Consider the following 21,956-nt stretch of genomic DNA (forward strand, 5'->3'; position numbering starts at 1 on the left):
GGCTATGTGATGTTGTAGAAAAAGAATGAAAAGCGATTGTTGAAGATTGTAAGTTTTATGAAGATAAGCGAAATAAGTTACTTGATATCCAGTAACTTGATCATTTTGGATTGGTAGAAAAATATCGACCTTACTTTGTCGATGGAATTGATAGGGAAGAAAAAGCAATAGATAAATTGATAAGTATGAAGAAAACAACGAAGACAGATGTAACCAGGAAAGAACAAATGAACCTAATAAAGGCTTTATCATAGGAATGGAAGCAGTATCTTATTCAAACTTCCGACAAAATTTGCGTGGTTATATGAAACAAGTAAATGAAGATGCTGAAACACTTATCGTAACAAGTAAAGATGTTGATGATACAGTTGTTGTATTATCAAAAAGAGATTATGATTCTATGCAAGAAACATTGAGAACACTTTCTAACAATTACGTGATGGAAAAAATTCGTAGAGGGGACGAACAGTTTTCAAAAGGCACATTTAAGAAACATGACTTAATTGAGGTCGAATCTGATGATTAAGGCATGGTCTGATGACGCATGGAACGATTATCTTTATTGGTATGAGCAAGAAAACAAAAGCAATATAAAAAAGATTAATAAATTAATAAAAGATATTGATCGTTCCCCTTTTAATGGATTAGGAAAGCCTGAGCCGTTAAAGTACGATTTATCTGGGAAATGGTCAAGAAGAATTACAGATGAACACAGACTGATATATAGAGTTGAAAATGAAACGATATTTATCTATTCTGCAAAAGATCATTATTAATTAATAGAAAATAAATGAAGGGAGAGTGGGACGAAAATCAGGTTTTTTCTGATTTTTGTCCCACTCTCATAAATTATAGAGCCGATTATTCTTCTAAGCTTTTTTGCTATTTTTAAATTACATATGCCTTGTTATTATAGTGAAGATACAGAGGATGAATTATACTGTACATATAAACTAGATAAGGGGAAAATCAGAAAAATCCTATTTTAAATAACGTCTACTCCCTTTGGCTGATGATTAGCATTTTTGAAATAGTCATTTTAGGTACGAGGAATGGTTGAACTTAGCTACATTGAAAAAATAAATCAGGAAGGAGTATAGCAAAAGAAGTAGCTAATGACAATAAATTGATTAAGCGACTTATGATGTCAAAAATAAAAGGAATCATCTTGATTTGTTTAACCTTTTTAATTATTGGTTTTTCAGAGTATGCATTTGCAGATATCGCTATCAGTGAGCGAGGTCAAAACCGAAAGATGACGAAGAAACAACCAATGAAGTAAGCCAAACATCTTTCATTGATTCAATCGTACCACTAACAGAAAAGGACGAGTTATTAGAGAAATTAAATGAGCGTAGAAGACAGCTCTTGCCGAGAACGACAGGTGTTTCCTTGACCTATTTCATTATTCGCAGTGGTAATACAACGAACTGTGAATTAAGAACTAGATTTAATGCGACTAGTTCGATCAAGACTCTTTGGTGGAACCAAGTAACAAAACATAAATTTGATCAATAAACAAACGTACGCTACTTTTCGTTCAGTACTACGAAGTTTAACTGCAGATCGTTATGGAACGGAAAGAATCGGCCATTTGTTCATACCATTAGGAGAAACGAGAGGGTATGTAATAACTACAGGTACGATGGTTGAATCAATGAAAGATGGTTGGGGAACCTTAATGAACTTTTCAAGTGGGGCAACGATCAGTTAAGGAGGGGACGGAAAATGAGAGGGCTTGTGCCACAGGCATTAAAAATTTTGAACGAACGATTTACCTTAACAGAGATCAATCCAGAGATGATTCCAAAGTCTACTTATGAAGGAGAATGTTTCAACGCTCTTGTCTCAATGAAAAATACGCAAAAACTCTCGTGGATGGAGCTACATGTCAAAGTGTATCAAATCAAACGAGAAACAGCATCAGAACTGTATTTTTCGGTTGGTCAGAGTCACTTTAATCCGATCCCTTCATTGGAAAATAAGGAAGAACTTTTATTGGTTTTTGTGGAAGAACAAGTCGACTACTTTCACCTCAACTGTGTGCGCCTTTTTCTAGAAATATACGTAGCAATCGGTGTCACAGAGAAAGATCGGCAAGAAAAAAATGATTGGTATTTAGAATATCAGCATAGTAAAGAGCTGCTGGATAATTTTCATTTGTATACGTATTGATCTGAAGAATTATGGGCAGTGAAAAAAAACGATAGCAAGATTTGAGAAAATCATGAATAAACGTAAAGACCAAATTTTTTTTATGTACCCAAGAAGATCTTCCGATGAGTGTGAGACAAAAGTAAGAAACAATTTTGTCTCATTCTTTAAAAACGAATAAACGGTGGAAGCAGAAGCAATTCCTTCTTAAATAAGCCGAAATTTTTTTGCTGAAAATGTGAATAGAATAGTTATTAACAAATAAAATGAAAATTTTCTCGCATTATTTTTATGAAAAAAAATACATTATACAAAATAATGTAAGCGTTTTATAAACGGTGTTTGAGTATTTTCTTCTTTAATGTATAAAAATGTATTTTATACAAACAAGTGTGAAAATCCTCGCTTTTTGAATGATAAATAGGTTTATTTATTAACTGAAAGAAACCGCTACAATAAAGTTGAAAAAGCTTTCCAATAATTTTATAGAAGGAGGTATAGAAAAAACGAACCTTTTTGAATAAAACTTTTCGATTCCACGGGTTATTATTTTTGTTATTCAGCTATTTTTGATAAAATAACATTTGGATCGAAACTAAAAAGATTCTAAAGAAATAAGAAAGGAAGAAGAACATGGAACAAACAAAAAAGAAAAAATTTCAGATGCCTTCAGCGTATACGGTCTTATTCATCATTATTGCGATTATCGCTGTATTGACATGGTTCATCCCAGCAGGACATTATGGTGTTGATGCTGATGGGAATATTATTGCTGGATCTTATGAACGAGTGCAACAAAATCCCCAAGGACTATGGGATATTTTCATGGCACCAATCAATGGGATGTTAGGGGTTCCTGCTGGAGAACTAACAAAAGAAACACCAGCGGCTATTCCGATTTCTTTCTTTATCTTGGTTGTTGGGGGATTCCTAGGGATCATTAACAAGACAGGGGCACTAGATGCAGGGATTGCTTCTGTAGTGAAAAAATTTAAAGGTAAAGAAAAAATGTTGATTCCTGTATTGATGATCTTGTTTGCTCTAGGCGGATCAACTTATGGGATGGCAGAAGAAACGATTCCATTTTATGCGTTGCTTATTCCAGTAATGATGGCAGTTGGTTTTGATACTGTAGTTGCTGTTGCAATCGTTTTAGTAGGTTCACAAGTGGGGTGTTTGGCTTCAACAGTTAACCCATTTGCCACAGGGGTTGCTTCACAGGCTGTAGGTATCTCTATGGGTGAAGGGATTGGCTTACGTTTCTTGATGTTCGTTGTATTAATCACGATTTCTATTCTATATGTTTATCGTTATGCATCAAAGATCGAAAAAGATCCGACAAAATCACTTGTTTACAACCAACGTGACGAAGACATGAAACACTTTGATATCGATTCGATCGGTCGCCAAGAAACGATCACGAAACGTCAAAAACATGTAAACGTTCTATTCTTTATTACATTTGGTATCATGATCATCAGTTTGATTCCTTGGACGACTTTGAATTCAAACTTCACTATTTTTGAATCGTTGACAAAATGGATAACAGGTATACCTGTTGTTGGTACAGTTTTAGGTAAGAACATGCTTCCGCTAGGTGATTGGTACTTCCCTGAAATCACAATGCTATTCTTAGTAATGGCAATCGTTGTGGCATTTACTTATGGGATGAAAGAATCAGATTTTATCTCTGAGTTTTTAGCTGGTGCTTCTGACTTGATCGGTGTAGCAATCGTTGTAGCAGTCGCTCGCGGTATCCAAGTCGTAATGAACAATGGTTTGATCACAGATACGATCTTACATTGGGGCGAACAAGGACTAAGTTCATTATCATCAAGTGTCTTCTTGATCTTGACATTCATCTTCTATATCCCAATGTCATTCTTGATCCCATCAACTTCAGGTTTAGCAGCTGCTACGATGGGAATCATGGGACCAATGGGTGAATTTGCTGGAGTCGGCAAAGACTTAGTTATCACGGCTTATCAATCTGCATCAGGTTTAGTCAACTTGATCACACCAACTTCTGCAATCGTGATGGGTGCGGTAGCAATTGCCCGCTTCGATATCTCAGTATGGTGGAAATTTACTGGTAAGTTGATTGCTATCCTTTTTGTAGCCATTTGTGTTATCTTAGGTGTAGCAGCAATGTTATGATCCTCTCCTAACAAATTTTAGATTTGTAGAGGAAATATGGGGTGTAGCAATAACCTACACGTTACAAGATCCAAGCTCTTGTAGACTAATTATTTTTGAAAAAAGAGGTTGTGTCTGTTGTTTTGACATGACCTTTTTATTATATTAGGAGGCTAAAAACATGAAACAATTTGTAACTGAACAACATCGTGAACAAGCAGTAGAATCTTTAAGTGAGTTGATTCGAATCCCGTCTGTTTTAGATGAAGGAGATTCTGGTGAAGGTCATCCGTTTGGTAAAAAAGTTGTTGCGGCTTTAGACAAAGTGTTAGAAATCGCCGAAGGTTTAGGATTCAAATCATTTAAAGATCCTGAAGGTTACTATGGCTATGCAGAAGTTGGTTCAGGAGATGAACTCTTTGGTATTTTATGTCATATGGACGTGGTGCCTGCCGGAGATGAAAATAATTGGAAGACAAAACCATTTGATCCAACTGTAAAAGATGGTTTCATCATCGGACGTGGATCAGAAGACGATAAAGGGCCTTCTATGGCGGCGATGTATGCTGTTAAAGCTCTGATGGATGCAGGTGTTGAATTCAAAACGCGTATTCGTTTCATTTTCGGAACAGACGAAGAAAATCTATGGCGTTGCCTAGAAAAATACAATGAAAAAGAAGAAGGCGTTACACAAGGTTTTGCGCCAGATGCTGTTTTCCCATTGATCTATGCAGAAAAAGGCCTATTACAAGCTTATTTAACTGGACCTGGAACAAGTGAATTCTCTGTTCATGCTGGTGGAGCATTAAATGTTGTTCCTGATGAAGCACCTTATTCAGGTGAAAAATTAGCGGAAGTTAAAGATGCATTGAACAAACATCACTTCGATTTTGAAGACAAAGGTGATGGCATCGTGGTCCTTGGTAAGAGTATCCATGCAAAAGATGCGGCAGAAGGCGTCAATGCTATCTCACGTTTAGCCATTGCCCTTTCAGAATTATTTGATTTTGCACCTATCCAATTTTTAGGTCAATTAGTACAAGAAAATGCGACTGGTGAAAAAGTGGTAGGTAAAACAATCGATGAACAGTCAGGCGAATTGACAATGAACTTTGCTAATTTGGAAATCACACCAGAACATACAAAAATTGGTGTAGATATGCGTATCCCTGTTTCATTCAAAAAAGAAGATCTAGTTGAAAAAATGAAAGAAACTGTTGAAAAATATGATTTGACATATGAAGAGTTCGACTTCCTTGATTCCCTTTATGTTCCAAAAGAGAGCGAATTGATCCAACAATTGTTAGGAACGTATCGTGATATCACAGGAGATATGACCGAACCACTTGTGTCTGGTGGAGCTACATTTGCGCGTACGATGAATCAATGTGTAGCCTTTGGTGCCTTATTCCCTGATACACCAGATCTAATGCACCAAGCAAATGAAAAATGGGAATTGAGCAGTATGTATAAAACGATGGAAATCTATGCAGAAGCGATTTATCGTTTGTGTGGAAAATAAGTTTCACTAGGTTTTCTTGAAAAATAATGTGAATCAGAAATTTCTTGAAGTGATCTTCAAAGGTTAGTGCAAAATCTAACACTTGAGGATCGCTTTATTTATTTACCTCTGGAATCAGTAAAAAATAGTTGCATTTTCAGCGTAATTTCCTTAGTGTAACTTTATAATGATCAGATAAAATTGATTGAAAAAGGGGAGAGACAGTGAAACTATTTAAACGAATACTTATAGGTTTAGTCATCATATTAGGCATAGCAGGCGGCGCTGGCTATTATTATCTGCAACAGAGTACGTATGAGCCTTCCATACAAGCAACTCAAGCTTCTCAACATGGCAAAGATAAAGGAGACTACTTATTATTTGGGCAAAAGAACAATAAAAAGGAACCTTTAGTGATCTTTTACCCAGGTGCATTAGTAGAACCAGAAAGTTACAGTATTTGGGCAAATGATTTAGCCGAAAACGGTTACACTGTTGCTATTGCCAAAATGCCGCTAGATTTAGCCATTTTGAGTGGAAACCGCGCAGATAAAATCAGAGAAGATTTTCCCGATAGAAATTACGTGATTGGTGGTCATTCGCTGGGTGGCGTGATGGCAAGCCGTTATGCGAATGAGAACTCAAAAGAACAACAATTAAAAGGAATCTTTTATTTAGCAAGTTACCCTGACAAAAAAGGAACACTTGCAAAAAGTAAGCTACCTATCTTGAGCATCACTGCTTCCAACGATCAGGTATTGGACCAAGAAGCATATGAGTCAGCGAAAGAATACTTGCCAACGCAGACAAAATATGTTTCGATTGAAGGTGGAAATCATGGGGGCTTTGGTAGTTATGGCGAACAAAAGGGAGATGGAAAAGCGAAGATCACGAACGCAGATCAACAAACGGCAATCGTCAACACTCTACTGAATTGGTTAGCTGGACTATGATTTGCTCAGTCGCTGTTTAGGGTCAAATAAGACACAAGAAGAAAGAAGGAGCGTGGGACAAAAGTAAGAAACACTTTTATCTTATTCTTTAAAAATGAATAAACGGTGGGAGTAGGAGCAAATCCTTCGGAAATAAGCGAAAATTCACAAAAAATTGAAAAGAAATTTTCATGAATTTCGGCTTATTTCTCAGTGTTCAACACTTCTGCTCCGGCCTCTTCTTTCTTCTAAATTTTTTCTTGTTAATGAGATAGCTGTATTATGATCTTTCTAGTAAGATTGCTCTTACCGGACATTTTTGGTAGGCTTTTTGTATAGGTTCTTTTTCTTTTTCAGAGACGAATTGTTGATGGGCTTCTGGTTCTTGTGCAAATAACACGATGCCTTCTTCATCATAATCAAAAATATCTGGCGCCTCGATTTGGCAAAGTCCACAAGCGATACAACGCTCAGGGACGAGTTTACATAGTAATGACATTTCTAACCATCCTATTCTTAAGGGGATTAATATGACTGAATTTATTTTATCTTTATTTTTATCAAGAAACAAGCTAAGGGTATCTAGCCTATTTCAACTAATTAGTGGGAAGCGTACGACGTCTGTCTTGATTTATAGTTTTTTGAATGATCTTTTATTGGTTCATGGGAGTTTTCCAACATTGAAGCAAGAAGAATTTTTGGCGATCATTACTCGCTTGGAACAAGAAAAGCTGATTGTTCTGATTGATAACCACGCATCAATCACCACACTTGGAGAGAAAAAATTAAAAAAAAACGATTTTTCTTATCAAGGAGTGCACTATGATCGATATGGCAGAACCTATTTGACTTGCTGGCGTCTCCTCAAGTTTGCTGTCCAAGTAGTCTCGAATCTGACAAATGGTACAGCAAATTATTTACCGATTGAAACAAGCCCGTTTTATACATTCCAAATAAAAAGATGGTTAGCTAGTGTAAAGTTGAACCGAGAAGAATTATCAGAAAAAATCTACCAGGAATTCGTAGCATTGTTTACTGGGATGCCAAAAGAATTGGCTGACTTTCTAGCCAATCAGTTTTCAGGAGAACATGACTTGGGGCTTTTACCTTATCAATTGACGGATAAACAAGAAATTCAAGCAACGTTATTCGAAGCAAAAGCAATTCATGTCATGTTACAGAATCTCGAAAAAAGAAATGACTTCTTGCTTTTTAAATTACTCAAGCCGCTATTTGATCAGAATCTAAATCAGAGTATGCTGATTACGCGAAAGCTTATTTTAGAAGGATATTCTGTTGAGCAAGTGATGTCTGTGCGTCAACTAAAAAAAGGAACAGTCACAGATCACTTGATTGAATGGTTGCTTTTTTTTGATGATTTTCCTTACACAACGATGATTTCAAAGAAAACAGTGGACTCTCTTAGTCGATTGAATGATGTCCGTTCTTGGAATTATCGAGAAATAAATGCGCAGTTCTCTTTAGATTACGGAGAATTCCGATTTTATCAACTTGGTCTATTGAAAGGAAAACTTGAACATGGAACTGATCGATGAGCTACGCAAACGATTTGGTTTTTCATCTTTTCGACCAGGTCAAGAAAAAATTATCCAAGCCCTTTTACAAGAACAAAATGTGCTAGCTGTTTTACCAACTGGCAATGGGAAAAGTCTATGCTATCAGCTAACTGGCTATTTGAGGGAAGGGCTAGTAGTCATCGTTTCCCCGCTCCTATCGCTGATGGAAGATCAGGTCACACAGCTTCAAAAGCAAGGAGAGAAAAGAGTAGTCGCATACAATAGTTTATTGTCTAAATCAGAAAAAGCATATGTGTTGCAACATCTAGCAGAATATAAATTTTTGTTTTTAAGTCCAGAGATGTTGACTCAAAAAGAGCTTCTGAATGTTTTGCAACGACAAAAAATCGGCTTATATGTCATTGATGAAGCCCATTGTGTTTCTCAGTGGGGGATGGATTTTCGTCCGGAATATCAGCAATTGGGAGTGATTGGTCAACGATTAGGATCACCCGTGACGCTCGCGTTGACGGCAACGGCGACAACGGTTGTTCAACAGGATATCGAAAAGGTGCTTTTTGATTTGCCACCGCAAGTAGTGAGACATTCTGTCAATCGTAAAAATATTTCTTTATTTGTCAGAAAAATGGAAGACAAAGATGAAGAATTAGCTACTTTGATGAAACAGGCGAATGGCTCAATGATCATCTATTGTGCGACTAAAAAAGAAGTGGAACGACTGTATCAATTGTATCGAGGATCATTTTCAGTTGGCTATTATCATGGTGGGCTAGATGCTTCACAAAGGAGACAGTTGCAGTTACAGTTCAGTCAAAATAAATTACAATTTTTAGTTGCTACCAATGCTTTCGGAATGGGTATCAATAAACCAGATATCCGAGCAGTCGTCCATTATGATCTGCCAGATAGTTTAGAAAATTATGTCCAAGAGATTGGTCGAGCCGGCAGGGATCAGAAACCAAGTAAAGCAATTTTGTTATACAAGAAAAACGATGAGCGTATCCATTATTTCTTTAACCAATTGTCAAGAGAGCAACGTCAAGTATTTGAATTTTATCTAGAAAATGATCTTGATAACAACGAATTTTTTGATGAAGTACAGCAAAAGTGGTTGGAGGTCGTTGAAAAAATGACTGATCCGCAACAATGGGTAGATCGATTAAAGGCACAAGAAAAAGCAAAGCAGTATCGCTTACAGCAAATGCTTCATTATATCAATAGTGAAACTTGTCGAAGAGAATTGATTCTTGATTATTTTGGTGAAAAATTGGTCGACAAGCCAATACAATGTTGTGATAAAGACGGAGCAGAGTTATATGGAGAAGCAAAAACAATAACACCACCAATTGTACAGAAAAGCTCGTGGCAGGAGATTTTACTAAATTTGTTAAAAAAAAACAACGGATAGCATTTTTTTAAGACAATGGAGTTCTTACTATGGTATAATACTCACGAAAGAATTTAGGAGGTTAACAAGGTGAGCAGAAAAGATCGACATCAATCATCAGAAAATAACGAAACACAAGAACCATGGGAACAACCGATCTATGATACGGAAGATGAACTTTCTTCAAGAAGTTCTCAACGACAACAAAAGAAAGGCAATACATTATTCTTGTCTCTCTTTTTAGTTCTATTAGTTTTATGTATCGCGATTCCAGCAGGAGCATATTTCTGGATCAGAAATGGTTCAACGAATAGTGCATCAAGCGCATCATCTTCTTCGACAACATCATCATTGGTTGAAAGTTCTTCCACAAAAGAAGAATCTTCGGCTGTAGAATCAAGTAAAGAATCTGAAAGTACTTCTGAGAGTCAAGCAATAGTGGAAACTACGCCTTCCAGCAGCAGTGTTAGTCAAGGGGAAGCAACTCCTTCTTCATCTGTTGTAGATCAAGAGGAAGTACAACCTTCAAGTAGTGCGGTGGCTGAAACAACACCATCTTCTTCATCTACTGCGCCAGCAGGTTCAACTACAACGGTCCAATCAGGTGAAGGTCCTAAACAAGTTGCAGAGCGTGCAGGTATTACGATCGATCAACTGTTTGAATTAAATGGAATCGATCCAAACAACTACTTCCTTTACCCAGGACAAGAATTACGAATTAAATAATCATGAGACATGTTAGAAAAAGAGTCATCTGATACTCAAGACTCTTTTTCTACAGTCTCTTTTTGTATGAAGGTAGATAAAAAAAGAGTGCATCCATGAAGTTGTTTGCACTGTTGACTGTAAAAAAAGAAGGCGCAGTGACTTTGGTCGCAGCCCCTTCTTTTTTGAGAAAAGGGAGTTAGAAAATGACAAGAATCAGTATTGCAATAGACGGACCTGCTTCTTCAGGAAAAAGTACTGTTGCGAAAATTTTAGCAAAAGATTTCAACTATATTTATACTGATACAGGAGCAATGTATCGCGCAGTGACCTATCTGGCTATTACTCATCAGATTGCTTTTTCAGATGAAACGAAGTTAGTAGAATTGTTGAATCACTATCCGATTTCTTTTAGTCAAGAAGTTGATGGGCAGCATGTATGGGTAGCAGACGAAGATGTTACAACAGCTATTCGCCAACCAAATGTGACTCGAGCTGTTTCGGAAGTTTCAGCACATAAAAAGCTGCGTGAAGCGTTAGTGGCGATCCAACGTCAAATTGCTAAAGACGGAGGAGTCGTGATGGATGGACGTGACATCGGAACTTCAGTATTGCCACAGGCAGAAGTGAAGATCTTTTTAGTTGCCAGTGTCACTGAACGAGCACAGCGACGATATAAAGAGAATCTCGAAAAAGGAATCCCTACAGATTTAGCGACATTGACGGAAGAGATCCAAGCACGTGATCATTATGATTCCACCAGAAAAGCATCACCATTGAAACAAGCGGAAGATGCAGTTCGAATCGATACTACTGGTAAATCGATCCCGCAAGTCGTGCAGGCAATCAAAGATGTAGTCAACGAAAAAGGCTATCGTTTGTAAAAAAATGAAAAATTACGAAAATTCCGCTTTTTTTAGAGTAAAACAAACGAAATCGCTTTATTTTTTTTTAATAATCAATTAAACTTAAAGCAGTACCGTGGTTACGGCAGAATGTTGGTTAGGAGGACAAGTGTTATGACAGAATTTGAACAAAATCAAACAGATAACAATCAATCGATGGAAGATGCAATGAATAGCGTCCAAGAAGTAAATGTCGGTGATGTTGTCAAAGGCGAAGTGTTAGTAATCGAAGACAAACAAGTGGTTGTAGGGATCGAAGGGGCTGGAGTAGAAGGCGTCATTCCTGCAAAAGAGTTGTCAACTTCACCTGTCGAAGAGATCAACGATATAGTAAAAGCTGGAGATGTCTTGGATCTAGTTGTTATCAGTACGATTGGCAAAGATAAAGAAAACGGGAGCTATTTACTTTCCAAACGTCGTTTAGATGCGAAAAAAGTATGGGAAGATATCGAAAAAGATTTCCAAGCTGGAAATGTGATCGAAGCACCAGTGACAAATGTCGTGAAAGGCGGATTGGTCGTTGATGTAGGCGTCCGTGGCTTTGTACCAGCTTCAATGGTGGAAGACCATTTTGTTGCTGATTTTTCAGAATACAAAGGGCAAACGTTGACGTTCAAAATCGTTGAAATCGAACCTTCAGAAAATCGCTTGATCCTTTCACATAAAGCAGTTGTCGAAACTGAAAAAGAAGAAAAGAAAAAAGCAGTTTTAGCAAATATTCATGAAGGCGACACGATCGATGGTCGTGTAGCACGTCTTACTGATTTTGGTGCTTTCGTTGACTTAGGCGGAATCGATGGACTAGTCCATGTATCTGAGATTTCTCATAGCCATGTTGCTAAGCCAAGTGATGTCCTAGCTGTAGGCGATGAAGTAACAGTGAAAGTACTATCTATCAACCCAGAACAGGAACGTGTATCATTATCGATCAAAGATACGTTGCCTGGACCTTGGTCAGATATCGAAGAAAAAGCGCCAGCTGGATCAGTCTTAGACGGTAAAGTGAAGCGTTTGACAAGTTTTGGTGCCTTTGTGGAAGTATTCCCTGGGGTAGAAGGACTTGTTCACATTTCTCAAATCTCACATAAACATATCGCTACACCTCATGAAGTTCTTCATGAAGGTGATGATGTGAAAGTGAAAGTGCTAGAAGTAAATCCTGAAGAGCATCGTATTGCTCTTAGCATCAAAGCTTTAGAAGAAAAACCAGCTTCTGAAGAAGAACCTAAAGATGTAGAATCTTATGAATTGCCAGAAGAAAACACTGGATTTACAATGGGAGATCTTTTAGGGGATGCATTAAAAGAAGAAGTAGAAGGAAACACATCAGACGATTCAGAAAAATAATCGTATCGTTTGGTAAAATCAAAAGCAAGCGGATCGAAAATCTTAAAAAGGTTTTTGATTCGTTTTTTGTTTTTGATGGTTGTTTGAAGTTAGCGGTAAGTAGCGGAAATAGTAAATATGAATCCGTAAGTTCGAGAGAACTTTTTAGTATAGTAGGCCAGAATAGGCGTTTTTTTGATTTTACCTTTCAAATAGGACAGTTTTTACGATCAAAAAGCTGTTTTTGCCTGAAGGAAGATAAATACTTTGTTTATTTGTCAGTCTATGCTTGAAAGTTAGTGAGACATTCGTTAAACTGAATAAGATTGGAAACTTGTGAGGAGGAAATAACTATGGCAAATCCAACAATTGCAATCGTTGGCCGCCCGAACGTCGGTAAGTCTACGATTTTTAACCGAATCGCTGGTGAGCGTATCTCGATTGTCGAAGATACTCCTGGAGTAACTCGCGATCGCATTTACGCAAAAGGTGAATGGTTAGGTCGTGAGTTTAGCGTGATCGATACAGGTGGGATCGATTTAGGTGATGAACCATTTATGGATCAGATCAAACACCAAGCTGAGATCGCCATCGAAGAGGCAGATGTGATCATCTGTGTGGTTAGTGGACGTGAAGGTGTCACTGATGCGGATGAGGTCGTTGCAAAAATATTATATCGTAGTAACAAACCAGTGATATTAGCTGTTAACAAAGTAGATAATCCTGAAATGAGAAATGACATCTATGAGTTCTACTCATTAGGGTTAGGCGATCCATACCCAGTATCTGGGAGCCATGGATTAGGTATTGGTGACATCTTGGATGAAGCAGTGAAATTCTTTTCTGATGAGAATGAAGAGGAAGATGATGATACGATCAAGTTTAGTCTGATTGGTCGTCCAAACGTCGGTAAATCTTCTTTGATCAATGCAATCTTGGGAGAAGATCGTGTCATTGTTTCTGATATTGAAGGAACTACACGTGATGCAATCGATACGCACTTTGTATCAGAAAATGGTCAAAAATTCTTGATGATCGATACCGCTGGAATGAGAAAACGCGGCAAAGTCTACGAAAACACTGAGAAATACAGTGTAATGCGTGCGATGCGTGCCATCGATCGTTCTGATATTGTTTTGATGGTATTGAATGCAGAAGAAGGAATCCGTGAACAAGATAAACGAGTAGCGGGCTATGCTCATGAAGCTGGTCGTGGTGTGATCATCGTGGTAAATAAATGGGATCTTGTCGAGAAAGAAACGAATACGATGCGTGATTTTGAACAAGAAATCCGCGAAGAATTCCGCTATCTAGATTATGCACCGATTGTTTTTGTTTCTGCAGTCACAAAGCAACGGCTTGAACGTTTGCCTGAAATGATTGAAGATGTAAGCATGAACCAAAACTTACGGGTATCGTCTGCTGTTCTTAATGATATCATCATGGATGCGGTGGCCATCAATCCGACACCAACGGATAAAGGAAAACGTTTAAAAATCTTCTACGCAACTCAAGTAGCTGTTAAGCCACCGACCTTCGTTGTTTTTGTCAATGAAGAAGAGTTGATGCACTTTTCTTATGAACGTTTCTTAGAAAACCAAATTCGAAAAGCATTTACCTTTGAAGGGACATCGATTCGCATCATTCCTAGAAGAAGAAAATAGGCATTTTAACACATCAAGTAGAATTTTTCAAAAAAAATAGTTGGTTTTAAATATTACGTTTTCATGACTAAAAAAAGCATGTGAAAATTGGTAAAAACCTTGCTATTAAGCGGTTCATATGATATCGTGATAACAGAATATTGAACTTGATCAATATTTCTTTTAAACTTCTGGACCACTCAGAATGTTTTTAACTAAACTGATGTTTTACATCATATCTCTTGTGGAGGAGGTGAATCTATCCATGGCAAACAAAGCAGAATTAATCGAAAAAGTTGCTTCAGCTACTGACTTAACTAAAAAAGATGCAACTGCAGCAGTAGATGCTGTATTTTCAACTATTCAAGATGCTTTAGCTAACGGCGAAAAAGTTCAATTAATCGGTTTTGGTAACTTTGAAGTTCGCGAACGCGCAGCTCGTAAAGGACGTAACCCACAAACTGGTGAAGAAATCGAAATCCCAGCTAGCAAAGTACCTGCATTCAAACCAGGTAAAGCATTGAAAGATGCTGTTAAATAAGACAGCTAAAAAGCACTTGTAGCTCTTATGCTACAGGTGCTTTTCTTTATACATGACGTGGCTTAAGCATAAAAAAATGAGAAAGGCTCCTCGTTCGCTCTCGTAAGTTGTAGGAACTAGTCAAGTTTCGTGGAGCGTTTTTTTTTTCACAACTTAGCCCTTGGTGTTCAAAGGCTTGCATCTTCAACAATAAGCTCTAGATTTCCAAAATATGAGAAGCTATTTTAGAAATCTAGTTCTTATTTGCTCGGAGCTGTGCGCTTCTTTCACAACCTTATTCACGGTGTTCAAAGAGCTGACCTTCAACAATAAATCAAAAAATCTCAAAATATGGAAAGCTATTTCGAGATTTTCTTCCTTATTGCTCAGGTCAAGACGCTCTTTTCACAACCTTTATACATATATTATCCTTTTTCGTTTTTACTTACTAATGGTAAAATAAGGAAAAGGAGGGATGCACATGGAATTGGATTATGAGTTGCATGGTGAAACAGCTAAAATCTTTTATGCAGAAACTTTAGTTAGTCAGTTAAAGTCGCTGAAGATCGAGCAATCTGTGCTGTTTTTGACGAATCAGCGGTATTATGACTTATTTGCTGATAAAATCAATCAGTTGTTTGCGAATCCTCGTAAGATTGATTGGTACATCTGTGCAAACACGCAATGCAATCATTTGATCGAATTAAGCAATCTACTTACTTTTGCCAAACGTTATCCTGAAAATGAAGCATTCCTCATTATTGGTTTTGGAAATGAAGGGATCATGGACTTGGCTGGCTTTTTTCAAAAACATACACCGCTGGAATCGAAGCTATGGCTTATTCCAGTATCTATTCGCTCAATGGCTCGGGCATTGACACCAGAGCGAATCATTTTGCAGCTGCCTAACCAAGTTGTTCTTCAAACGAAGACCCTCCCAGAACGAATCGTCTACGATCAAACCATCAGTGAAAAACAAATCAGTGGCAAACAAATCGATTTTTTGACTTTTGTTTTTTGTGGGATCCTATGTGACCACTCATTTTTACAGACATTATATAAAAATTATCCAACTACGCAGCAGTTATACCATCGACCATTTACTGGGATGTTGGAAGAAATGATCTATTTTTATCAAGAAGAGGCTGACAAACTCACAAATTATGGTAAACTGTTTGAACAAGCTTTTTATTTGTCAGAAAACGGACATTTATTATCTGCTAGTATGAAAAAATTACTAGGGATGCTTTTCCAATTTGTTTGGAATGTGGAAATCACAAAGATGCCTTTTCAAATAAAAAATTTCTTTATATGGTTAAAGCATCTCAATTATCCGATCGATTGGCCAGAGCAGCTATCGAAAACGGATTATTTAGAAAATGTTCTGCAATTAGCTGAAAAAAGCAAAAAAATTCTCATTTTGGAAGAAATCGGTATAATAGGTGGTTATCAATCACCAACTGAGAAAGAATTATTGAAAACTATGGCTACTTACGAAAAGATTGTCAATGAGATAAGAGGGATTAAATGAATACAAATAGTGAAAAGATGCTACAAGCATTATCAGAGGAAGACTTAACACAAGCACAGCTATATCTAGCACAGGCTCTAAAAGAAGATCCAGCAGATGTATTAGCTGAATTGGGAGAAGAATTATTAGCACTCGGTTTCTTAGAAGAAGCGAAACAAATCTATGAGCAGTTACTCGTACAATATCCTGAGAATGACGAGTTGAATATTCCGTTAGCGGAGATCGCGATCGAAGACAATGAGATCGATCAAGCGTTTGATTATTTAGAACGAATTTCTAAAGACAGTGAGTATTACCCACAAGCTTTATTAGCAATTGCTGATTTATATCAAGTAATTGGCATACCAGAGGTCAGTGAAGCAAAATTGAAGGAAGCAGCAGTGTTATTACCAGAAGAACCACTGATCCAATTTGCTTTAGCAGAACTTTATTTTTCAGTTGATCGTTTTAAAGAAGCAGCAATGATCTATGAACGTCTGCTATCTTCTGACATAGATGAAATCTCTGGTATCTCTATGCAAGAACGCATGGGTCAATCGCTTAGCATGCAAGGAGAATTTGAAGCGGCGATCGAACCATTAGAGAAAGCACTCCAAGAGGAACGAACAGATGACCGTCTTTTCCAACTTGCTTTTACAAATCTTCAACTAAAAGAAAATGAAAAAGCCATCAATTACCTCCAAGAATTGCGAGAAGTCAATCCGCAATATCAGTCTTTATATCTTTATTTAGGACAAGCATTACAGGAAGAAGAACTGATCGAAGAGGCTCAAAAAGTTTTAGAAGAAGGAATAAAGGAAAATCCATATCAAGTAGAACTTTATCATTTGGCATCAGAAAATGCGTTTCGACTTCATGATAAAGAAAAGGCTGAAAAGCTGCTGTTAGAAGCGCTTGAGTTAGGAGAAAAACAAGATGAAACGTTATTGACGTTAAGTAATCTTTATCTAGATGATGAAAGATATGAAGATGTGATCGAAGTCGTGAACCAGATGGAGGAAACAGCCAATCCTTATGCAGAATGGAATCTAGCCCATGCATATAATGAACTAGAAGATTTCGCTGTAGCGGCTGTCCATTATGAACAAGCTTATCATGAACTAGAACATGAACCAGACTTTCTAAAAGAGTATGCCTTTTTCTTACGCGAGGAAGGACAACTAGAGCGAACACGAGAATTACTTACCCGTTATTTAGAACATGAACCTGGAGATTTGGAGGCATTGTCAGTCTTAGATGATCTAGCAGAGAGGTGAGAAAGATGCTGATAGATGTAAGAGAAAAAAAGAATTTTTTGACTTGGATTGTGAATCACGTCTCTTTTAGTCGAAGAGAAGTTTTTTGGATCTTAAATTATTTAGCGAACCATGAAGCGATATTGAGTAATGTTCACTTCGTGGAGGGAGCCAACCAAGCAAACCGCGGCTTACAGATTAGTGATCTGTCCTTTGATGGGGAACCAATGAAGCTGTTTTTGGAAGGAAAAGAATTTACCGATACAGATCAAATTTTTCATGAGATCCGTTTGAATTGGAAAAGACCATTATATGTAGAATGCTTATTTGAGAATGCGTGGCAAACACGAGAGTATTTAATGATATTGGAAGATAATCCTTTTGCTTCATGGGATGATTCGATCAGTGAAGAAGATGCAGAATTGATCGAATATTACTTTAAAGAAAAAGAGCAAGAAGCACGGTTGAAGATGCTCTATGCACAAATCGATCAAGCATTAGAAAAAAAAGACAAAGATGCATTTCTTGCATTGTCAGATGAGGTCAATCGGCTCATTCTCAAAAATAGTTCGGAAATGAGCGAGCATACACGAGAACGTCCGTAACAAGGCGTAAAAAAGTATTTTAACTGCGTGGGACAAAAGTAAGAAGCATTTTTGTCCCATTCTTTAAAAACGAATAAATGGCGGGAGCAGAAGCAACTCCTTCTTAAATAAGTCGAAATTCACAAAAATTTGAAAAGCAATTTTCGTGAATTTCTTCTTATTTCTCGGAGTTAAACACTTCTGTCCCAGCCTCATTTTAATGGTGAAACCAGAAAGTTTGATTATTATAAACGCTTCAACAATTTTGTTTGAGGTTTAAGGTAAGTGAACCCTTCTCCTTCTACTTCGTGGACGTTGATCACAGAAACAAATGCTTTTTCATCAATATCATGGATGATTCGCTTCACTTCGGTTATTTCACTTGAACTAACGACGATGTAGATGATTTTCTTCGATTGTCCAGAGAAACCACCTTCACCAGATAAAAACGTCACACCGCGTTCTAAACCAGTCATAAGGAGTGGCGCAATCTCTTCATTTTTATTCGATACGACCAAGATTCCCTTAGCAGCGTAGCCACCGTCTAAAATTGAATCAATGACTCGACTAAATACGTAAGAGACGATTAAGGTGTACATCATTCGTTTTAGATCAATATAGGAAAGGGAAGCAAGTAGGACAATGACATCTAGTGCCAACAACGAACGCCCCATGGAGATGCCATAATTTTTCTCTAAGATCCGAGCGATAATATCACTACCACCGGTTGTTCCACCCATCCGATAAACAAGACCGCTACCGATACCAGCAACTAATCCAGCAAGTAACGATACGATCAGCAGATCATGTTGTAGATTGATCTGTAAAGGAACACGTTGCCAGATCCAAAGAAATACAGACAGTGAGAGCGTACCTAAGACGGTGTAAGCCAAGGAACGTTTACCTAGGATCTTACCACCGATAAGGATCAACGGTATATTGATAAATAAGGTAGAATAGGCGGGGTCGATCCCAAAAAGTGCTTTAAGTATCAAGGTGATACCTGATACACCGCCTTCTGCTAATTGATTAGCGATATTCAAATAAACTAGACCAAAAGCATAGATGCTTGTCCCGATAATGATAAGCACTATCTCTTTGATTGTTTTTAATGAAGTCATCAAATCCCTACTTTCAAATGATTAATTTTTCAAAATATTTCAACTTTTTTACATTTCCTTACATAATGTAGCATGGAATATTCATTTTCACAATTGCTCTTGCCTAGGATTTGGCAGAAAATTTTGGTAAGATAGTGTGTGAGGTGAAACAGATGAATGACGAACGTTCATTAAAAAGTATGCAAAAAGAAGTAGATGACTATATCCAACAATTCAAGGTGGGCTATTTTTCACCGCTGGCGCAGATGGCTCGATTAACCGAAGAAGTAGGCGAACTAGCACGAGAAGTGAACCATACATATGGAGAAAAAAGTAAAAAGGACTCTGAACCTGACAATTCTGTTGCGGAAGAATTAGGAGATGTATTATTTGTGACGATGATCATGGCGAATTCTTTAGAAATAGATCTAACGGAGATCTTTGAAAAGAATATGGCGAAATTCAATCAGCGAGATCATGATCGATTTGAACGAAATGAAGAGAAATAAGAGACACGGAAGAGGGAAAATGATGAAATTAAAAGAATTACCACAGGAGTATGAAAAAGCCATCCCAGTATTAAAAAAACTAGAGAATGCAGGGTTTGAAGCATATTTTGTGGGAGGAAGTGTCAGAGATACCCTTTTGAAACAAAATATTCATGATGTGGATATCGCTACAAGCGCATTTCCAGAAGAAATCAAACAACTTTTCCCGAAAACAATCGATATTGGTATCGAACATGGAACAGTGTTGGCTCTAGTTGACGATGAGCAATACGAAATCACCACCTTTCGTACGGAATCGACGTATCAGGACTATAGAAGACCTGATAGTGTTGAATTTGTCCGTTCATTGGAAGAAGATCTCAAGCGACGGGATTTTACCATCAATGCATTTGCTTTAAAGGAAGATGGACAAGTCATTGATTTATTTGACGGCCTATCTGATTTAGAGAACCAGGTCCTTCGAGCTGTGGGAAACCCCCATGAGCGATTCCATGAAGATGCGTTGCGCATGATGCGTGGCTTGAGATTTGTTAGCCAGTTAGGATTCGAACTTGAGGCAGAGACGGCGCTAGCAATCCAAGAAAACCATCATCTATTAGAAAAAATCTCTGTAGAACGTATCAATGTCGAGTTTGTCAAGATGTTGCTAGGACAAGAGCGTTCGGCAGGACTTCGTGCCTTTGTTGAAACAGAATGCTACGTTTATTGTCCAGGACTGAAGGAATATGGTGAAGCATTACTGCGTTTCGCTGATTTACCTAAAAAACCGTTGAGAACAGAAAGTCAGGCATGGACATTGCTGATCGATCAATTAGGTCTTGAAGAAAAAGAAATCCGTTCATTTTTAAAACAATGGAAATGTTCCAATCAGATGATCAAAGAGGTCCAGTTATTAGTATATGGATTGAAACGACGTAAACAGCACTTTTTAGATGCACTTGATTTATATCGCTTGGGAAGAGAATCCGCTTTGAACATAGAGGAGCTGATCGGCTATTTTGCTGAAACACCTGAGTTGCAGCAAGTGACGGAAAATTATGACAAGCTTCCTATCAAATCGTTAAGTGAACTTTCTATTGATGGAAATCTATTGTTAGAAACAAGTCAAAAAAAGCCTGGAAAATGGGTAAGTGAAGCGTTGCAATTAGCTGAACGTGGCGTTATTACAGGAACAGTTGCTAACGATAAAGATGAACTACTTGTTTATTTGAAAGAGCAAAATATAGAAATCTGACAATTCAAAGGTATTGCTCACGAGCCTGGGACAAAAGTAAGGAACACTTTTGTCTCATTTTTTAAAAACGAATAAACGGTGGGAGCAGAAGCAACTCCCTCTTAAATAAGCCGAAATTCACAAAAATTTGAAAAGCAATTTTCGTTAATTTCTTCTTATTTCTCGGAGTTAAACACTTCTGTCCCAGCCTCATTCCTGTAGAGGATTTTCTGGTAAAAAAACGTTAGATGTGACCATGAAGCGATGTTTATGCTAAACTAAAGATGAACCAGAATAAATGACGTTAAAAAGGAGATTTTTTTAATGAGTAAAGAAATGACAGCGCTAAAATTTTATTTCCGAAACGGCGAAACTTGGACAATCAACCGTCGTCATATCGGTGACTTGTGGATCAAACAAATTACAACTAGCTTTGGTCGGATTAACGGCAGTGAGTTCATGGAGATTCATCCATGTGCTGGATTTAAAATCGAAATCTTCCATGAAGGGGATTCAGTGGCAACGCATGATATCAATTTGGGCGGACTTGAGATGGGAATGTTCAATCGCGCATTGAAATATGAAGATATCGAACGCATGGAAATCCTATACCGTAATGGTACGCCAGACCTTGTTTATTTCCCATACCTTGATAAAGGAACAGAAGGTCTAGATAATCAATATCAATCAACAAAAATCAGTGAAAAAACAGGCAATCTTTATATCGTAATCAATCCAGAGCAACGAGTAGACGATGTTTATGGAGAATTTTTTGAATAGATCCGTTATATAAGCCGGACGATCATAAGCCAAGAAGGGGAGGACAGTCGCGTATAAATGTCCATTTTCTTGGCTTTTTTTCTGTACTTGCTATTTTATGTTTTTTGGAATAGAATAAGCTTCGGAAATTGAAGCAAACTTATGAATAGCTAAAAGTATAGAATAGCTTAAGAGAAATTTGATAAAGTCCATATAATTGTGTAAAAGATAAAAGGCCATGTAACAGCCCTTTTACGGTACAATGTTTTTAACCACAA

General features: G+C 37.4%; 23 protein-coding genes. 21 read left to right on the forward strand and 2 right to left on the reverse strand.

What is annotated here, in order from left to right; genetic code table 11:
- Positions 1-256: 256 nt before the first annotated feature.
- The 8 genes from DVW83_RS10905 to DVW83_RS10935 all read left to right on the forward strand — a co-directional run bounded on the left by DVW83_RS10905 (position 257) and on the right by DVW83_RS10935 (position 6,744).
- Entirely contained in the window at positions 257-526 is a 270-nt protein-coding gene (locus DVW83_RS10905; protein WP_104662047.1) for a type II toxin-antitoxin system Phd/YefM family antitoxin, read from the forward strand.
- A complete protein-coding gene (locus DVW83_RS10910; protein WP_104662046.1) occupies positions 519-776 on the forward strand; it encodes a Txe/YoeB family addiction module toxin in 258 nt (85 codons plus the stop codon). Before DVW83_RS10905 ends, DVW83_RS10910 begins: the two co-directional genes overlap by 8 nt.
- 368 nt (positions 777-1,144) lie before the next feature.
- Entirely contained in the window at positions 1,145-1,282 is a 138-nt protein-coding gene (locus DVW83_RS15570; protein WP_224784390.1) for a hypothetical protein, read from the forward strand.
- A gap of 225 nt (positions 1,283-1,507) precedes the next feature.
- On the forward strand, positions 1,508-1,714 hold the full coding sequence (locus DVW83_RS15575) for a hypothetical protein (protein WP_224784391.1): 207 nt from the start codon (positions 1,508-1,510) through the stop codon (positions 1,712-1,714).
- Between the two features lie 14 nt (positions 1,715-1,728).
- Positions 1,729-2,175: a hypothetical protein gene (locus tag DVW83_RS10920; RefSeq protein WP_104662045.1), complete on the forward strand. Its 447-nt coding sequence runs from the start codon at positions 1,729-1,731 to the stop codon at positions 2,173-2,175.
- Positions 2,176-2,787: 612 nt separating this feature from the next.
- Positions 2,788-4,311 carry a YfcC family protein gene (locus DVW83_RS10925; protein ID WP_005878582.1) on the forward strand — a complete coding sequence of 508 codons (1,524 nt, stop codon included), beginning with the start codon at positions 2,788-2,790 and terminating at the stop codon, positions 4,309-4,311.
- Positions 4,312-4,471: 160 nt separating this feature from the next.
- Positions 4,472-5,812, forward strand: a complete 1,341-nt coding sequence (locus DVW83_RS10930; RefSeq protein WP_104660878.1) for a M20 family metallopeptidase — start codon at positions 4,472-4,474, stop codon at positions 5,810-5,812.
- A 203-nt stretch (positions 5,813-6,015) separates the two neighbouring features.
- Positions 6,016-6,744, forward strand: a complete 729-nt coding sequence (locus DVW83_RS10935; protein ID WP_104660877.1) for an alpha/beta hydrolase — start codon at positions 6,016-6,018, stop codon at positions 6,742-6,744.
- 259 nt (positions 6,745-7,003) lie between these two features.
- Here the strand turns inward: DVW83_RS10935 and DVW83_RS10940 are convergent, their stop codons facing one another.
- A complete protein-coding gene (locus DVW83_RS10940; RefSeq protein WP_104660876.1) occupies positions 7,004-7,222 on the reverse strand; it encodes a ferredoxin in 219 nt (72 codons plus the stop codon).
- Positions 7,223-7,253: 31 nt separating this feature from the next.
- Here DVW83_RS10940 and DVW83_RS10945 point away from each other — a divergent pair, with 31 nt between their 5' ends.
- From DVW83_RS10945 to DVW83_RS10990, 10 genes are all read left to right on the forward strand, one after another.
- Entirely contained in the window at positions 7,254-8,279 is a 1,026-nt protein-coding gene (locus DVW83_RS10945; protein WP_104660875.1) for a helix-turn-helix domain-containing protein, read from the forward strand.
- Positions 8,263-9,669 (forward strand): RecQ family ATP-dependent DNA helicase, encoded by a 1,407-nt coding sequence (locus DVW83_RS10950; RefSeq protein ID WP_104660874.1) that lies wholly within the window; start codon positions 8,263-8,265, stop codon positions 9,667-9,669. Before DVW83_RS10945 ends, DVW83_RS10950 begins: the two co-directional genes overlap by 17 nt.
- Before the next feature lie 69 nt (positions 9,670-9,738).
- Positions 9,739-10,374 (forward strand): SAG1386/EF1546 family surface-associated protein, encoded by a 636-nt coding sequence (locus DVW83_RS10955; RefSeq protein WP_123862496.1) that lies wholly within the window; start codon positions 9,739-9,741, stop codon positions 10,372-10,374.
- Positions 10,375-10,559: 185 nt separating this feature from the next.
- Positions 10,560-11,237 (forward strand): (d)CMP kinase, encoded by a 678-nt coding sequence (cmk, locus tag DVW83_RS10960; protein WP_104660872.1) that lies wholly within the window; start codon positions 10,560-10,562, stop codon positions 11,235-11,237.
- A 135-nt stretch (positions 11,238-11,372) separates the two neighbouring features.
- Positions 11,373-12,605 carry a 30S ribosomal protein S1 gene (gene rpsA, locus DVW83_RS10965; RefSeq protein WP_104660871.1) on the forward strand — a complete coding sequence of 411 codons (1,233 nt, stop codon included), beginning with the start codon at positions 11,373-11,375 and terminating at the stop codon, positions 12,603-12,605.
- 332 nt (positions 12,606-12,937) lie between these two features.
- Positions 12,938-14,248 (forward strand): ribosome biogenesis GTPase Der, encoded by a 1,311-nt coding sequence (der, locus tag DVW83_RS10970; protein WP_005878566.1) that lies wholly within the window; start codon positions 12,938-12,940, stop codon positions 14,246-14,248.
- Positions 14,249-14,492: 244 nt separating this feature from the next.
- Positions 14,493-14,768 (forward strand): HU family DNA-binding protein, encoded by a 276-nt coding sequence (locus DVW83_RS10975; protein ID WP_002290178.1) that lies wholly within the window; start codon positions 14,493-14,495, stop codon positions 14,766-14,768.
- A gap of 460 nt (positions 14,769-15,228) precedes the next feature.
- Entirely contained in the window at positions 15,229-16,278 is a 1,050-nt protein-coding gene (locus DVW83_RS10980; RefSeq protein ID WP_123862494.1) for a hypothetical protein, read from the forward strand.
- Positions 16,275-17,534, forward strand: a complete 1,260-nt coding sequence (locus DVW83_RS10985; RefSeq protein WP_104660869.1) for a tetratricopeptide repeat protein — start codon at positions 16,275-16,277, stop codon at positions 17,532-17,534. The genes DVW83_RS10980 and DVW83_RS10985 overlap by 4 nt, the downstream gene beginning before the upstream one ends.
- 5 nt (positions 17,535-17,539) lie before the next feature.
- The gene (locus DVW83_RS10990; protein WP_104660868.1) at positions 17,540-18,118 is read left to right on the forward strand and encodes a ReoY family proteolytic degradation factor; all 579 of its coding nucleotides are present in this window, start codon (positions 17,540-17,542) and stop codon (positions 18,116-18,118) included.
- Positions 18,119-18,342: 224 nt separating this feature from the next.
- Here the strand turns inward: DVW83_RS10990 and DVW83_RS10995 are convergent, their stop codons facing one another.
- Positions 18,343-19,218 carry a YitT family protein gene (locus DVW83_RS10995; protein WP_104661118.1) on the reverse strand — a complete coding sequence of 292 codons (876 nt, stop codon included), beginning with the start codon at positions 19,216-19,218 and terminating at the stop codon, positions 18,343-18,345.
- 152 nt (positions 19,219-19,370) lie between these two features.
- Here DVW83_RS10995 and DVW83_RS11000 point away from each other — a divergent pair, with 152 nt between their 5' ends.
- From DVW83_RS11000 to DVW83_RS11010, 3 genes are all read left to right on the forward strand, one after another.
- On the forward strand, positions 19,371-19,706 hold the full coding sequence (locus DVW83_RS11000) for a nucleotide pyrophosphohydrolase (RefSeq protein ID WP_104661117.1): 336 nt from the start codon (positions 19,371-19,373) through the stop codon (positions 19,704-19,706).
- 22 nt (positions 19,707-19,728) lie between these two features.
- The gene (locus DVW83_RS11005) at positions 19,729-20,940 is read left to right on the forward strand and encodes a CCA tRNA nucleotidyltransferase (protein WP_104661116.1); all 1,212 of its coding nucleotides are present in this window, start codon (positions 19,729-19,731) and stop codon (positions 20,938-20,940) included.
- Between the two features lie 303 nt (positions 20,941-21,243).
- Positions 21,244-21,699 carry a hypothetical protein gene (locus DVW83_RS11010; protein WP_005878550.1) on the forward strand — a complete coding sequence of 152 codons (456 nt, stop codon included), beginning with the start codon at positions 21,244-21,246 and terminating at the stop codon, positions 21,697-21,699.
- The last annotated feature ends 257 nt before the right edge of the window (positions 21,700-21,956 follow it).

The organism is Enterococcus sp. VV15, from assembly GCF_005236045.1.
GTDB lineage: Bacteria > Bacillota > Bacilli > Lactobacillales > Enterococcaceae > Enterococcus_B > Enterococcus_B durans.